This window comes from Nocardia sp. NPDC057353 (assembly GCF_042667085.1).
Taxonomy (GTDB): Bacteria; Actinomycetota; Actinomycetes; order Mycobacteriales; family Mycobacteriaceae; genus Nocardia.
Map to the genome: position 1 here is coordinate 44,425 of NZ_JBHVAK010000033.1, position 14,103 is coordinate 58,527.

The 14,103-nt window shown below is 72.0% G+C and carries 10 protein-coding genes and 1 tRNA gene; 6 read left to right on the forward strand and 5 right to left on the reverse strand.

Annotated elements, in window-relative coordinates:
* The first annotated feature begins 167 nt into the window (after positions 1-167).
* A complete protein-coding gene (locus tag ACFUUZ_RS18720; RefSeq protein WP_378697761.1) occupies positions 168-1,649 on the forward strand; it encodes a stealth family protein in 1,482 nt (493 codons plus the stop codon).
* Here the strand turns inward: ACFUUZ_RS18720 and ACFUUZ_RS18725 are convergent.
* The 5 genes from ACFUUZ_RS18725 to ACFUUZ_RS18745 form a co-directional block, all read right to left on the reverse strand.
* The gene (locus tag ACFUUZ_RS18725; protein WP_378697763.1) at positions 1,597-2,547 is read right to left on the reverse strand and encodes a phosphodiesterase; all 951 of its coding nucleotides are present in this window, start codon (positions 2,545-2,547) and stop codon (positions 1,597-1,599) included. The genes ACFUUZ_RS18720 and ACFUUZ_RS18725 overlap by 53 nt on opposite strands.
* A 222-nt stretch (positions 2,548-2,769) precedes the next feature.
* Positions 2,770-3,396, reverse strand: coding sequence for a MazG nucleotide pyrophosphohydrolase domain-containing protein (locus ACFUUZ_RS18730; RefSeq protein ID WP_378697807.1), 627 nt, complete (start codon positions 3,394-3,396; stop codon positions 2,770-2,772).
* 26 nt (positions 3,397-3,422) lie between these two features.
* Positions 3,423-7,040 carry a transcription-repair coupling factor gene (mfd, locus tag ACFUUZ_RS18735; RefSeq protein ID WP_378697765.1) on the reverse strand — a complete coding sequence of 1,206 codons (3,618 nt, stop codon included), beginning with the start codon at positions 7,038-7,040 and terminating at the stop codon, positions 3,423-3,425.
* A 54-nt stretch (positions 7,041-7,094) separates the two neighbouring features.
* The gene (locus tag ACFUUZ_RS18740) at positions 7,095-7,742 is read right to left on the reverse strand and encodes a TetR family transcriptional regulator (RefSeq protein ID WP_378697767.1); all 648 of its coding nucleotides are present in this window, start codon (positions 7,740-7,742) and stop codon (positions 7,095-7,097) included.
* 168 nt (positions 7,743-7,910) lie between these two features.
* Positions 7,911-8,537: a TetR/AcrR family transcriptional regulator gene (locus ACFUUZ_RS18745; RefSeq protein WP_378697769.1), complete on the reverse strand. Its 627-nt coding sequence runs from the start codon at positions 8,535-8,537 to the stop codon at positions 7,911-7,913.
* 252 nt (positions 8,538-8,789) lie between these two features.
* Here ACFUUZ_RS18745 and ACFUUZ_RS18750 point away from each other — a divergent pair.
* The 5 genes from ACFUUZ_RS18750 to ACFUUZ_RS18770 all read left to right on the forward strand — a co-directional run bounded on the left by ACFUUZ_RS18750 (position 8,790) and on the right by ACFUUZ_RS18770 (position 14,102).
* Positions 8,790-8,860 (forward strand) — tRNA-Gln (locus ACFUUZ_RS18750).
* 68 nt (positions 8,861-8,928) lie between these two features.
* Positions 8,929-10,419, forward strand: coding sequence for a bifunctional UDP-N-acetylglucosamine diphosphorylase/glucosamine-1-phosphate N-acetyltransferase GlmU (glmU, locus tag ACFUUZ_RS18755; RefSeq protein ID WP_378697771.1), 1,491 nt, complete (start codon positions 8,929-8,931; stop codon positions 10,417-10,419).
* Positions 10,416-11,396 carry a ribose-phosphate diphosphokinase gene (locus ACFUUZ_RS18760; RefSeq protein WP_067653112.1) on the forward strand — a complete coding sequence of 327 codons (981 nt, stop codon included), beginning with the start codon at positions 10,416-10,418 and terminating at the stop codon, positions 11,394-11,396. Before glmU ends, ACFUUZ_RS18760 begins: the two co-directional genes overlap by 4 nt.
* Positions 11,397-11,541: 145 nt before the next feature.
* On the forward strand, positions 11,542-13,440 hold the full coding sequence (locus ACFUUZ_RS18765; RefSeq protein ID WP_378697775.1) for a hypothetical protein: 1,899 nt from the start codon (positions 11,542-11,544) through the stop codon (positions 13,438-13,440).
* A gap of 20 nt (positions 13,441-13,460) precedes the next feature.
* Complete coding sequence (locus ACFUUZ_RS18770; RefSeq protein ID WP_378697777.1) at positions 13,461-14,102, forward strand: DUF2461 domain-containing protein; 642 nt, start codon at positions 13,461-13,463, stop codon at positions 14,100-14,102.
* Position 14,103 lies beyond the last annotated feature (1 nt).

A 14,103-nucleotide genomic window follows, 5' to 3' on the forward strand; every position in this document is an offset into this window, starting at 1 on the left:
CGTGAACAGTTCCCTGCTCAGCAGGGACTTCTTGGTTTCCGGCCGATGGCCGTCCGGTAACAGTCACCTGATTCGAAGCGCCGTCCACGGGGTAGAGCCGTGGGGCCCGGCCGCCGCGATCAGTGGTGGCCCTTTGTTCGTCCCGTCCCGAGTGAGGTGAGTGCGCCATGGTCTTCTCGTCCGACCTGCCCCGTGAGGTGTCCCCCGACATCACGCCGGTGCCGATCGCCGCGCACCGCACCGCGCGCAACCTCGCCGTCTCCGACGCGACGCTGGCCGATCTGGTCCACCTGCGCACCGAGCTGGCCGCCGCCGAGGTGCCGTTCGTGCTGGTCCGGGACCGCGACCACCGGATGATCCTGGCCGCCGACGCGGCGCACGGCGCCATGGTGGAGCGGGTGGTCAGCTCGGCCGGCGCCGCGGGCTTCCGGGTCGAGCCGCTCGACCCCGCGGTGTTCCGGCTGGGCCGGGACGCCGACCCGGCGCACCACGTCGACCTGGAGCTGTGGGGCTACCACGGCGACACCGTCACCTGCCCGCGCCCCAACGCGCTCACCCGCACCGTCTTCGACCTCGCCGACGTGGAGTTCGGCCAGGTGCGGCTCTTCGACCGGACGTGGCCGACGCTCACCGGGATGTTCGCGCCGCAGACCACCGACGTCGAGTTCGACATCGACCTGGTCTTCTCCTGGGTGGACGGCTCCGACCCGGAGTTCCGCGCCCGCCGCGCGGGCATGCTCGCGCAGGTCGTGGTCGGCGAGGGCGACGACGCGGACGCCCGCATCCGACAGATCGACGAGCTGCGCTACGCGCTGCGCGCGGTGGCGAAGAACGCGCCCTGGATCCGCCGGATCTTCCTCTGCACCGACTCCACCCCGCCCGCCTGGCTGGCCGAGCACCCCGCGGTCACCGTGGTGCCCGCGCTCGCGCACTTCGCCGACACCGGCGGGCTGCCGACCTTCAACTCGCACGCCGTGGAGAGCCAACTGCAGCACATCGACGGGCTGGCCGAGCACTTCCTGTACTCCAACGACGACATGTTCTTCGCCCGCCCGGTGCGGCCGTCCATGTTCTTCACCCCGGCCGGGGTGAGCCGCTTCATCGAGGCGGACACCAGGATCGGCCCCGGCCGGAACACCGAGCGGCGCAGCGGCTTCGAGAACGCCGCCCGGGTGAACCGGGCGCTGCTCACCGAGCGGTTCGGGTACGTCATCACCCGGCACCTGGAGCACACCCCGGTGCCGCTGCGGCGCAGCGTGCTGCACGAGATGGAGCGCGAGTTCGCCGCCGACTTCGCGCGCACCGCGGCGAGCCGGTTCCGCGCCGCCACCGACATCTCGGTGACGAACTCGCTGTACCACTACTACGCCCTGCTCAGCGGGCGCGCGGTGCCGCAGGAGGCGGCCAGGGTGCGCTACGTGGACACCACCGCGGAGTCCGGGCTGGCGCTGCTCGACGAGCTCACCGCGGTCAGGGACGTGGACTTCTTCTGCCTGAACGACGGCAGCTTCCCCGAGGTCACCGAGGCCGAGCGGGTGCGGAGGGTCGCCGACTTCCTGCAGGGCTGGTTCCCCGAGCCCGCGCCGTGGGAGCGGGTCAGCGCACCGCCTCGCCACCCGATTCCGGAGTCCGCGCCGGGCGCCGCATGACGTGCGGGATGCGGGCCGCGGGCGGGATCACGATGCCCGCCGCGGCCAGCCGCGCCGCCGCCTGAGCCGGGGTGGCGGGCTCGCCCACCGTCGGGCCCGCATTGATCGGGACCACCGAGTGCACCACGGTGTCCGGGTAGACGTGCACGAAGTTGAAGGCTTGCGCGCCGTCCCGGCCGCGCAGCCCGCCCTGCTCGACCGCGAGGTCCTGGGTGTAGCAGGTGGCCGAGGCCACCGAGACCGGGATGCCCGCGAAGGTGGCGCTGGTGGAGAAGTGCAGGTGGCCGGCGAGGATGGCGCGCACGTCGGTGCCGTCCAGCACGGCGGCGAGGCGGCGCTGGTCGCGCAGCTCGACGGTGACGGCGAGGTCGAGCACGCAGGGCACCGGCGGGTGGTGCATGGTCAAAACGGTGCCGAAGGGGGCGGGCTCGGCGAGGACGTCGCGCAGCCAGCTCAGCTGCTCGTCGCGGAGTTCGCCGTGGTGCGCGCCGGGGACCGTGGTGTCGAGGGCGATGATGCGCAGGCCGTCGATCAGGTGCACCTCGTCCAGCGGCTCCGGTGACGCCGGGCGGTCCATGAGGTGGCTGCGCAGGGTGCCGCGGTCGTCGTGGTTGCCCGCGACCCAGATCACCGGGGCGCCGATCCGGGCGGCGAAGGGGTCGACCAGGGCGCGCAGCTTGGCGTAGGCGTCGGGTTCGCCGCGGTCGGCGAGGTCGCCGGTGAAGACGACGGCGGTGGGGACGATGCCGGTCGCCTCGGCGTGCGCGAGCAGGGCGCGCAGTGGGCGCTCGGCGTCGACGTCGCCGTAGAGGTCGCCGGCGGCGACCAGGTGGGTATCGCTGAAGTGGAACAACACGTGGTCCGGTCGCGGATACTCCGCGACCCTGTCGATGCGCACCGGCCCGAACGTCCCTCCCGGCGGACCTTCGCCCGCCCTCGCTTCGAGGTCGGGGTCAGAATAGCGAAGGAGGCTTAACGCGGCCTGGGACAGCGGCCGAGGTCACGCTGGGAGCGCAGGGGGCGGGCGGCCGCGGGCGCACCGTCGCCCTCGCGTCGGCGCGCGCCGCGCAGACAGCGCGCGACGGGCGGCTCGGTCGACAGTCAGCGGCGGTGCGGTGTCTCACAGCGGCCAGTGGGCGCGCCAGTCGTCGGCCGTGAGCGACAGGCGCGCCCCGCGGGCGCGTTCGGCGGCGTCCTCCGTGGCGCGGACGGTGTCGGCGAAGCGGAGCGTGGCCTTGCGCAACCGCTCCTCGGCGCTCTCGTCGCCGCCGAGGCGGACGGTCCGCAGTTCCTCGGGGACGAGTTCGTCCGGGAAACCGGCCCGCCCGGCCCGCGCGATCACCTTCTCGGCGAGCGCGAGCGCGGGCTGCGCGAGCGCGATCCCGTCCAGGCAGGAGCGCCGCGCCTTCTCGGCGGACTTCCGCTCCTCCCACGCCCGCTCCTGCGCGGCGATCCGCGCCGCGACGTCGGCGAAGGCATCGGGCGCGGCCAGGTGCGGGCTGCGGTGCTCCAGCTTGGCGACCAGCACCGCCGCCACGTCGGCGACGGTGAACTCCCCCGCCGCCTCGGCGATCCTGGCATGGAAGAGCACCTGCAGCAGCAGGTCGCCGAGCTCCTCCTTGATGGTCTCGACGTCGCCGTGCTGAATGGCGTCGAGCAGCTCGTAGGTCTCCTCCAGCAGGTACGGCCGCAGCGAATCGTGGGTCTGGGTGGACTCCCACCCGCCGAACCGCCACAGCCGGTCCATGAGCGCGACCGCACCGTCCAGATCGGTCACCGCGCGGTCGCCTCGGTGCGCACCCGCAGGTCGACCGCGCCCGCGGCCTTGCCGTCCAGCGCGAGCAGCAGGTCGGCGATGACCTGCAGCAGCTGCACGTCGCGCATGCGGTCGGCGCCGACGCTGTCCTCGACCCGCGGGATCGGCAGCTGCACGATGCCGGAGGCGGCGCGGTAGCTCGCGCTGGGGTGCAGCCGCTTGAGGCGGAGCTGCTTGGAGTCGGGCAGGGCGAGCGGCGCGATCTTGACCGTCGTCCCGGTGACCGCGATCTCCGTCACCCCGTACTCGCGGGCGAGCAGCCGCAGCTTCGCCACCGAGACCAGCCGCCCCACCTCGACCGGCAGCGGCCCGTACCGGTCGACCAGCTCCTCCATCACCCCGGCCAGCGTGGCGTCGTCCTGCGCGGCGGCGAGCTTGCGGTACGCCTCCAGCCGCAGCCGGTCGCTGGCGACGTAGTCCGGCGGGATGTGCGCGTCCACCGGGAGGTCGATCCTGACCTCCTTGACCTCCTCGGTGGTGATCGGCTTGCCGTCGGCCGCGGCCCGGTACGCCTCGACCGCCTCGCCGACCAGCCGCACGTACAGGTCGAAGCCGACCCCGGCGACGTGCCCGGACTGCTCGGCGCCGAGCACATTGCCCGCGCCGCGGATCTCCAGGTCCTTCATCGCCACGGCCATGCCCGCCCCCAGGTCGGAGTTCTGCGCGATGGTGGCGAGCCGGTCGTAGGCGGTCTCGGTGAGCGGCTTCTCCGGCGGGTACAGGAAGTAGGCGTAGCCGCGCTCCCGGCTGCGCCCGACCCGGCCGCGCAGCTGGTGCAGCTGGGAGAGGCCGAGGTTGTCCGCGCGCTCCACGATCAGGGTGTTGGCGTTCGAGATGTCCAGCCCGGTCTCGATGATGGTGGTGCAGACCAGCACGTCGAACTCGCGCTCCCAGAACCCCTGCACGGTGCGCTCCAGGGTGTCCTCGTTCATCTGCCCGTGCGCGATCGCGATCCGCGCCTCCGGGACCAGGTCGCGCAGGTGCTTGGCGGCCTTGTCGATCGAGGAGACCCGGTTGTGCACGTAGAAGACCTGGCCGTCGCGCAGCAGCTCGCGCCGGATGGCGGCGGTGACCTGCTTGTCGTTGTAGGCGCCGACGTAGGTGAGCACCGGGTGGCGCTCCTCCGGCGGGGTCAGGATGGTGGACATCTCGCGGATGCCCGCCAGGCTCATCTCCAGGGTGCGCGGGATCGGCGTCGCCGACATGGTGAGCACGTCGACGTGCGTGCGCAGCGCCTTGATGTGCTCCTTGTGCTCGACGCCGAAGCGCTGCTCCTCGTCCACGACCACCAGGCCGAGGTCCTTCCAGCGCACGCCGGTCTGCAGCAGCCGGTGCGTGCCGACCACGATGTCGACCTCGCCGTCGGCCATCCCGCGCAGCACCTCCTTGGCGTCGGCCGGGTCGGTGAAGCGGGAGAGCCCCTTGACGTTCACCGGGAAGCCGGCGACCCGCTCGGCGAAGGTCTGCAGGTGCTGCTGGGCCAGCAGCGTGGTCGGGACCAGCACCACGACCTGCTTGCCGTCCTGCACCGCCTTGAAGGCGGCGCGCACCGCGATCTCGGTCTTGCCGTAGCCGACGTCGCCGCAGACCACCCGGTCCATCGGGACCGCCTTCTCCATGTCCGACTTGACCTCGGCGATGGCGGTCATCTGGTCGACGGTCTCGGTGAAGGCGAAGGCGTCCTCCATCTCCTGCTGCCACGGGGTGTCCGGGCCGAAGGCGTGGCCGGGGGCGGCCTGCCGCGCGGCGTAGAGCTGCACCAGCTCGCCCGCGATCTCGCGAACGGCCTTGCGCGCCTTGCGCTTGGTGTTCGCCCAGTCCGAGCCGCCGAGCTTGGAGAGGCTCGGCAGCTCGCCGCCGACGTAGCGGGAGAGCTGGTCCAGCGACTCCATCGGCACGAAGAGCCGGTCGCCGGGCTGGCCGCGCTTGCCCGGCGCGTACTCGATGACCAGGTACTCGCGCCTGGCGCCGCCGACGGTGCGCTCGATCATCTCCACGAACCGGCCGATGCCGTGCTGGTCGTGCACCACCATGTCGCCCGCGCTCAGCGCCAGCGGGTCCACCTGGTTGCGGCGCTTGGCGGGCAGCCGCTTGCCCTCGCCCGCCGCGGCCACCCGGTTGCCGGTCAGGTCGGACTCGGCGACGACGACCAGCCCGGCGCCGCCGAAGACGACGCCGTCGTGCAGCGAGCCGCAGAGCACGCCGACCACGTCCGCGGCGGGCTCGGCGCCCGGAGCCAGTGCGGCGGCGGGCACCTCGGCGTCGGCGAGCCGCTCCAGCACGCGCTGCGCGGTGCCGTGGCCCGCCACCACCACGACGGCCCGGCCGCCGGTGGCGAGGTGCGCGCGCAGCGAGGCGAAGAGCGTGGCGACCAGTTCGTCCGAGCCGCGCGCGGAGGCGCCCGCGGTGATCGGCAGCTCTACCTCGGCGGGGTCGCCGGAGGCCAGCGGGCTCAGCGTCCACCAGGGCAGGTTGTTGCGGTCCGCGCTCTCCCGGATCACCGGGAGCGGGCGGTACGCGGAGGCGGCCAGGTCGAGGCCGTGGCCGCCGAGCGGCGCGGCGCCGCCGAACGAGGCCGCGGTCCAGGACGCCTCCAGGAACTCCTCGCCGGTGCGCACCAGGTCGGCGGCGCGGGTGCGGACCTTCTCCGGGTCGCAGAGCAGGACGTGGCTACCTTCCGGCAGCACCTCGGTGAGCAGCCGCAGCGCGCCCGGCTGGAGCACCGGGAGCAGCGCCTCCATGCCCTCCACCGGGATGCCGTCGGCGAGCTTGGCCAGCATCTCCGACAGCGCGGCGTCGGCGGCGTTGTCGATGGCGACCTCGGCCGCGCGCTCGCGCACCGCCGCGGTGAGCAGCAGCTCCCGGCAGGGCGGGGCGACCACGGTGTCCACCGTGAGCTCCGGGAGCGAGCGCTGGTCGGCGACGGAAAAGGCGCGCAGCTCGCTCACCTCGTCGCCCCAGAACTCGACGCGGACCGGGTGGTCGGCGGTCGGCGGGAAGAGGTCGAGGATGCCGCCGCGCACCGCGAACTCGCCGCGCTTGCCGACCATGTCGACCCGCGAATACGCGAATTCGACCAGCCGGGTGAGCAATTCGTCGAAGTCGAACTCGGCGCCGATGCGCAGCACCACCGGCTCGATGTCGCCGAGCCCGGCCGCCATCGGCTGCATGAGCGAGCGCACGGTGGTGACGATGACGCGCAGCGGCGGGCCGGAGACGGCGTCCTCCGGGTGCGCCAGCCTGCGCAGCACCGAGAGCCTGCGGCCCACCGTGTCGGCGCCGGGCGAGAGCCGCTCGTGCGGCAGCGTCTCCCAGGAGGGGAACTGCGCGACGCTCGGGCCGAGCATCTCGGTGAGCTCGACGGTCAGGTCGTCGGCCTCGCGCCCGGTCGCCGTCACCACCACCAGCGGGCGGCTCTCCTCGTTCGCCAGCGCGGTGGCGACGAACGGCCGCGCCGGGCCGGGGGCGACCAGCGCGACGGAGGACTTCCCGACCAGATCGGCGACGGTGCGCAGCGCCTGATCGGCACCGGCCGCCGCGGCCAGCCCCGCGAGGGGTGGACGTTGGGCAGACATGAAAAAAGTCTATCGGTGCTGGGTGACAGCACCGGGGTGCGGGGTGCCTACCCCCTAGGGGACATACCTGCGCAGGCGGCGGGCGGCGAACTCGCGGAAGTAGGAGAGCTTCTCGGTGGGGACGATGGCGGGGAGCAGGAAGTACCAGGCGCGCTCCATGCGGATCGCCATCTGGTCGATCGACTCGGTGCCGACGGCGGTGATGTGCACCCCCGCCATCATCTCCTGCAGCAGCAGCCCGATCACCTCGGCGTCGAGCCCCGGCTCCAGGTCGCCCTGGGCGATGGCCCGCTCGGACAGCACCCGGTAGGTCTCGCCCCAGGTCTTGGTGATGTTCTCGCCCTGCGCGCCGCGGTAGTCGCCGATCTGGTGCGTCAGCTTGAGCATGGCCCCGACCATCGGGTCGTTCATCGAGAGATCAGCCACCACGTAGGTGATGCCGATGCAGGCCTCGAGCGCGGGCACCCGGGAATCGAAGAACCCCTGGCAGGAACTGATCAGCCGCTCGTTGCCCTGGTCGACGACGGCGCGAGCCAGTTCTTCCTTGGAGCCGAAATGAAAGTACAGCGCGCCCTTGGTGACGTTCGACTGGGCGATGATCTCGCTCAGGCTCGCGTTCGCATATCCCAAGCGCAGAAAGACATCGGCAGCGCCCGCCAGAACGGAATCGCGGGTGATCTCCGCGCGCGCTTGCCTAGCCATCAGATCCGCCTGTCATCCAAAAACCAGCCATCCTGAAGTAGACCGACATCCCGAAGTAGACCGACTTACCACCCGAACAGCACTGAGAGGATGCGTGAACCGTACCACCCGGTGACACCGCCCCCGGCAATTCGCGCATTCGCCCGACCGCACCGCGCAATTCGCGAGCTAACACTCCACCGCGTCCCCGGCCTCGGCCCGCCGCTGCGAGGTGAGCCGCGGATCCGCCTCCAGGTGGCTCAGACCGTTCCAGCACAGGTTCACCAGATGCGCGGCCACCACTTCCTTCGATGGTTCGCGCACGTCCAGCCACCAGGTCGCGGCGGTGGAGACCATCCCGACCAGCGCCTGAGCGTAGAGGGTGGCGAGGCTGGTGTCGAAACCACGCCGCCCGAAATCGTTGCCGAGGATGTGCGCGACCTGGTTCACCGCCTCGTTGAGCAGGCTGGAGTAGCGGCCGTCCGCGGTTGCCGCAGGCTGGTCGCGCACCAGGATGCGGAACCCGTCGGTGCGCTCCTCGATGTAGGTCAGCAGGGCGAGCGCCACCTGTTCCAGCCGCTCCTGCGAGCGATTCCTGGTGAGCGAGGAGGTGATCATGTCGAGCAGCATCGACATCTCCCGGTCGACCACGACCGCGTAGAGCCCCTCCTTGCCGCCGAAGTGCTCGTACACCACGGGTTTCGAGACCTGGGCGCGCAGCGCGATCTCCTCGATCGACGTGCCGTCGTACCCCCGCTCGGCGAAGAGCGCACGGCCGATCTCGATCAGCTGCTGGCGCCGCTGGGTGCCCGTCATGCGCGGCCGTTGCGGCCGCTGGGTCTCACCCGATGGCATCGCTTCGCCTCCTGCGATGTCGTGGTACCGCGGTCACGGGTCTCGAACTTCCAGGTTTCAACTGTTCCAGACAGCCTTCCCCGCGTGCGGGCGGGGCAGGTACTCGCGGCCGCGCGGGTTCGACGGAAGCGAGGTCGGCATGCGAGGATTCATGCCGTGCCGTGGGCACAGCGGCGGGTCGTGCCGAAACGGCACAGCCGGCCGGTGTGACGATCCGCCGTAGTGTAATGGCAGCACCTCTGATTTTGGTTCAGATAGTTCAGGTTCGAGTCCTGGCGGCGGAGCACGCACATGTGACTATCGTGGGCCCCGCGTTTGGCCCAGCACGATGACAGGCAGCCGAGGGAGATCCATGCCACAGCAGACCGCCGTCGTCGTTCTCGCCGCCGGCGCCGGGACGCGAATGCGGTCGAAGACCCCCAAGGTGCTGCATTCGCTGGCCGGCCGGAGCATGCTCGCGCACGCGCTGCATGCGGCGAACGAGATCGACCCCGCGTTCCTCATCACCGTGGTCGGGCACGACCGCGAACAGGTCGGCGCCGCGGTCGCCGCGGTCGCCGCCGAGCAGGGGCGGGAGATCCTGCCCGCGCTGCAGGAGGAGCAGCTCGGCACCGGGCACGCGGTGCAGTGCGCGCTGCGCGCGGTGCCCGCGGACTTCGACGGCGACCTGCTGGTCACCTCCGCCGACGTCCCGCTGCTCGACGGCCACACCCTCGCCGCCCTGCTCGACGAGCACCGCAGCTACGCCGAGCGGCCCGCGGTGACGGTGCTCACCTTCGTCCCGGACGACGCCAACGGCTACGGCCGGATCGTGCGCGACGCGGACGGCCAGGTGCTGGAGATCGTCGAGCACGCCGACGCCACCCCCGAGCAGGCCGCGATCACCGAGGTGAACTCCGGTGTCTACGCCTTCGACGCCCAGGTGCTGCGCAGCACCATCACCCGGCTCTCCACCGCGAACGCCCAGCACGAGCTCTACCTCACCGACGTGCTCCGGCTCGCCCGCGAGGACGGCCACACCGTGCAGGGCGCCCGGCTGGTGGACGAGGCCAAGGTCACCGGGGTCAACGACCGGGTGCAGCTGGCCGCCGCCACCCGCACCCTGAACCGCTACATCCTGGAGCGGCACATGCGCGCCGGGGTCACCGTGATCGACCCGGCCACCACCTGGGTGGACGCGGGCGTGCGGATCGGCAGGGACGCGGTGCTGCGGCCGGGCACCCAGCTCTTCGGCAGCACCGTGGTCGGCGAGGACGCCGAGATCGGGCCGGACTCCACGCTCACCGACGTCGTGGTCGGCGACGGCGCGTCGGTGGTGCGCACGCACGGCACCGGCGCCACCGTGGGGGCGGGCGCCACCGTGGGCCCCTTCGCCTACCTGCGGCCGGGGACGGTGCTCGGCGAATCGGGCAAACTGGGCGCCTTCGTGGAGACCAAGAACGCCACCATCGGCAACCACTCCAAGATCCCGCACCTCACCTACGTGGGCGACGCGACCATCGGGGAGCACAGCAACATCGGCGCGTCGAGCGTCTTCGTCAACTACGACGGGGTGCGCAAGCACCACACCGTGGTCGGCTCGCACGTCCGCACCGGCAGCGACACCATGTTCGTCGCACCCATCACCGTGGGTGACGGCGCGTATACGGCAGCAGGTACCGTACTGCGCAGAAGCGTTCCGCCCGGCGCACTCGCGGTGTCCGGCGGAGCGCAGCGCAATATCGACAACTGGGTGCCGCGCTACCGGCCGGGAACCGCGGCGGCGCACGCGGCGACGGAGGCCAACGCGGCCAGCGACACAGCGAGTCAGGCAACAGAGCAAAAGGATGGCGAACAGCAGTGACCGCGTTCTCGACCGACAACCAGAAGAACCTCATGCTCTTCGCGGGGCGCAGCCATCCTGAGCTGGCCGAACAGGTCGCGAAGGAGCTGGACGTCCACGTCACCCCGCAGACCGCACGGGAATTCGCGAACGGCGAGATCTTCGTCCGCTTCGAGGAGTCGGTGCGCGGCTCGGACGCCTTCGTGCTGCAGAGCTTCCCCGCGCCGCTGAACCAGTGGCTCATGGAGCAGCTGATCATGATCGACGCGCTCAAGCGCGGCTCGGCCAAGCGGATCACCGCGGTGCTGCCCTTCTACCCCTACGCCCGCCAGGACAAGAAGCACCGCGGCCGCGAGCCCATCTCCGCCCGGCTCGTCGCCGACATGCTGAAGACCGCCGGTGCGCACCGGATCATCACCGTCGACCTGCACACCGACCAGATCCAGGGCTTCTTCGACGGGCCGGTCGACCACATGCACGCGCTCTTCCAGCTCTCCGAGCACGTGCGGGCCAACTACAGCCTGGAGAACGTCACCGTCGTCTCGCCGGACGCGGGCCGCGTGAAGGTCGCCGAGAAGTGGGCCGACGCGCTCGGCGGCGCCCCGGTCGCGTTCATCCACAAGACCCGCGACCCGCTGGTCCCGAACCAGGTCAAGTCGCACCGGCCGGTCGGCGACGTCGACGGCCGCACCTGCATCCTGATCGACGACATGATCGACACCGGCGGCACCATCGCCGAGGCGGTGCGCGTGCTGCGCGAGGCCGGTGCCGGTGACGTCGTGATCGCCGCCACGCACGGCGTGCTCTCCGCGCCCGCCGCCGAGCGGCTCGCCGCCTGCGGTGCCCGCGAGGTGGTGGTGACCAACACCCTGCCGATCACCGAGGACAAGAAGTTCCCGCAGCTCACGGTGCTCTCCATCGCGCCGCTGCTGGCCAGGACCATTCGCGAGGTGTTCGAGAACGGGTCGGTCACGGGGCTGTTCAACGGCAACGCGTAGGTCGCGCGCTCGAACGGGCCCGGGGTCGCAGGTGACCCCGGGCCCGTTCGGCGTTTCAGCCCCAGCCCGCTCTCAGCTACCGCACGTACAGTGGCGGCCCGAGTGGGTATCCCGCGGGTAGACCGACCGAACGGAGGCGTTGTTGATGAGCACACCGCAGAAGCGGGGACCGCACGAATCGGGGGCGCCCGATGCCGGTGGTGGTTCGGCGCAGCCGGTGCTCGTCGAGGACGGTTCGGTAGCGGAAGTGCCCGCTGCGCAGTCCGCGGAAGCGGTGGTGGAGGGGGCACAGGCCGAGGACGCCGCGAAGCCGGATGTCGCAGGCCCCGGGGACCGCGGAGCGGCGGACAAGACGCTCGCGGAGACCGTCGCGAGCGAAACATCCGCCGAGGATGCTGCGAAGTCCGCCGTAGGCGAGGTGGACGATCGCGATGCGGCGAAGTCGACCGGCGACGAGGCAGTCGAAGAAGCGGTGCAGCCCGCAGGCGACGAGACGCCCGATCAGGATACTGCCGAGGCCGCCGCCCCCAAGGCATCCGAGCACGACGCCGCCGAGCCCACCGGTGACGAGACGCCAGAGCCGGACGCCACAGAACCTGCGGGCGACGAGACACCCGGACCGGATGCCGCTACAGCCCCTGCCGACGAGACGCCCGAGCGGGACGCCGCTACGGCCGCTGCCGACGAGACGCCCGAGCGGGACGCCGCAAAGCCCGCTGGCGGCGAGACACCCGAGCCGGAGGCTGCGAAGCCGGGCGGTGATACGCCGGTTGCGGACGCTGCGGAATCCGGCGATGGCAAGACGGCGGGTGCGGGTGCCGGGGAGGCGAGCGGTGACCAGGTACCGGCCGAGAAGGCTGCGAGGCCTGCTGCTGGTGAGCCGATCGTTGCGGAGTCTGCTGCCGACGAGGTCGAGCCCGGCGACGGCGAGGCAGCGGCGGGTGCGGTATCCGGCCCCGGCGGGGCGGCGGAGGCGAGCGGCGAGCAGGCCGGACCCGCTGCGGACGAGGGGACGGTCGAGCTTTCGGCGGGTGACGTCGTCGAGGTGCCGACCGTTGCGGTCGGCGCCGTCGAAGGCGAGGTTCCGGCGGAGCCGGGCAATCCACAGGTCGCTGCGGAGCCGACCGTGTTCATCCCGAACTCGGTGTTCGGCGGCCCGATCGGCCACGACACGGCCCCACCGCCGCCCGGCGCGGCCCCCGCGAGGCATCCTGGTGGACCGCAGGCATCTGCCAGTCCGAACGGACCGCTGGTGGGTCCGAAACGACCGAGCTCCGCTGCTCCGAGCGGCCCACCGGCACCCAGCCGGCCTGCCGGGGGATCCGGGTTCCCCGGCGGCCCGGCGATGCCGGGCAACGCACCGGGGCTCGGACTCCCGAGCGGTCAACCGGGGCCTGCCCGCCCGCTCAGCGGCCTGTCCGGGCCCGTGTCACCGCCGATCGGCCCCCCGGCCCCCGCCGGACCGAGCGGACCAGGGCCAGGACCAGGACCGGGCGCGGTGCAGGCGGGACCGCCGACCGGGTTCCCGGCGGTCCCCCCGCCACCCCGGGGCGCGAGCGCCTTCCGCCCGAACCCCCCGACCCCGCCGCCCGCCCCGGCGACCGGCTGGAAACTGGGCAGCCCGAGCACCCCGACCCCACGCGGCACCGAGCCCCCCGCCCCACCGCCGAACTGGCTGGACCGCGGGGCGGGCGAAACCGTCCGCATCCCGCGCGGCGCCCTCACCCCGGACGCGGGCGCCACCGTCCGCATCTCCACGGACTGGCTCCCGAACGACCCGAACCTCCCCGGCAAACCCCTGGAACGGCAGAAAACGGAGATCCAACTTTTCTCTATCCTCGGTTTCGTGTGCGCGCTCGCCGCGCTGTTCCTGGTTCCGGTCGTGTTCGGCCCCGCCGGTATCGCGCTGGGAATCACCGGCCACACCCGCGCCGAGGAACGCGGGAAATGGGCGGCGGTCACCGCGGGCTGCGCGCTGATTGTCGGGCTCGCCGTGCAGCTGGCCTTCGGCCGCAATGTGATCCCCGGCGTGAATTGGCCGTGAGCACCGCGTAGTTTGCGGGTATGCGCGGTTTCTCGGGTTTCCCGCTGGCCGGCCTGGATTTCTACGAGGATCTCGAGGCGGACAATTCCAAATCGTTCTGGTCGGCGCACCGGGACGTGTACGAGACTGCGGTGCGCGAGCCCATGCTCGCGCTCACCGCGCTGCTCGAACCCGACTTCGGCGAGGCGAAGCTGTTCCGGCCGTACCGGGACGTGCGGTTCGCGAAGGACAAGACGCCGTACAAGACCGCGCAGGGCGCGGTGGTGCGCACCGCGCCCGGCGTCGGCTGGTACGTGCAAGTGGGCGCACCGGGGCTGTTCGTCGGCGGCGGCTTCTACCAGGGCACGCCCGCGCAGCTGGCGCGGCTGCGCGGCACCGTTGACGACGAGCTGCGCGGCACCGAGCTGCAGCGGATTCTCGACACCGCCGCCGCCGCGGGCTTCACCATCGGCGGCGAGAAGCTCAAGACCAAGCCGAAGGGGTTCGACGCCGCGCACCCGCGGATCGACCTGCTCCGGCACAAGTCGATCACCGCGGGCAAGCAGTTCGGCGCCCCCGACTGGCTGGCGACGCCGCGCGCCGCCGACGAGGTCAGAGCCGCCTGGGAGGACGTACGCCCCCTGGTCGAGTGGCTCTCCGCCGTCGTCGGCGGCACGGACTGAG

Coding starts and splice junctions, on each gene's coding strand:
- ACFUUZ_RS18720 (WP_378697761.1), top strand. CDS start 168: ATGGTCTTCTCGTCCGACCTGCCCCGTGAGGTGTCCCCCGACATCACG.
- ACFUUZ_RS18730 (WP_378697807.1), bottom strand. CDS start 3,396: ATGGACCGGCTGTGGCGGTTCGGCGGGTGGGAGTCCACCCAGACCCAC.
- mfd (WP_378697765.1), bottom strand. CDS start 7,040: ATGTCTGCCCAACGTCCACCCCTCGCGGGGCTGGCCGCGGCGGCCGGT.
- ACFUUZ_RS18740 (WP_378697767.1), bottom strand. CDS start 7,742: ATGGCTAGGCAAGCGCGCGCGGAGATCACCCGCGATTCCGTTCTGGCG.
- ACFUUZ_RS18745 (WP_378697769.1), bottom strand. CDS start 8,537: ATGACGGGCACCCAGCGGCGCCAGCAGCTGATCGAGATCGGCCGTGCG.
- glmU (WP_378697771.1), top strand. CDS start 8,929: ATGCCACAGCAGACCGCCGTCGTCGTTCTCGCCGCCGGCGCCGGGACG.
- ACFUUZ_RS18765 (WP_378697775.1), top strand. CDS start 11,542: ATGAGCACACCGCAGAAGCGGGGACCGCACGAATCGGGGGCGCCCGAT.
- ACFUUZ_RS18770 (WP_378697777.1), top strand. CDS start 13,461: ATGCGCGGTTTCTCGGGTTTCCCGCTGGCCGGCCTGGATTTCTACGAG.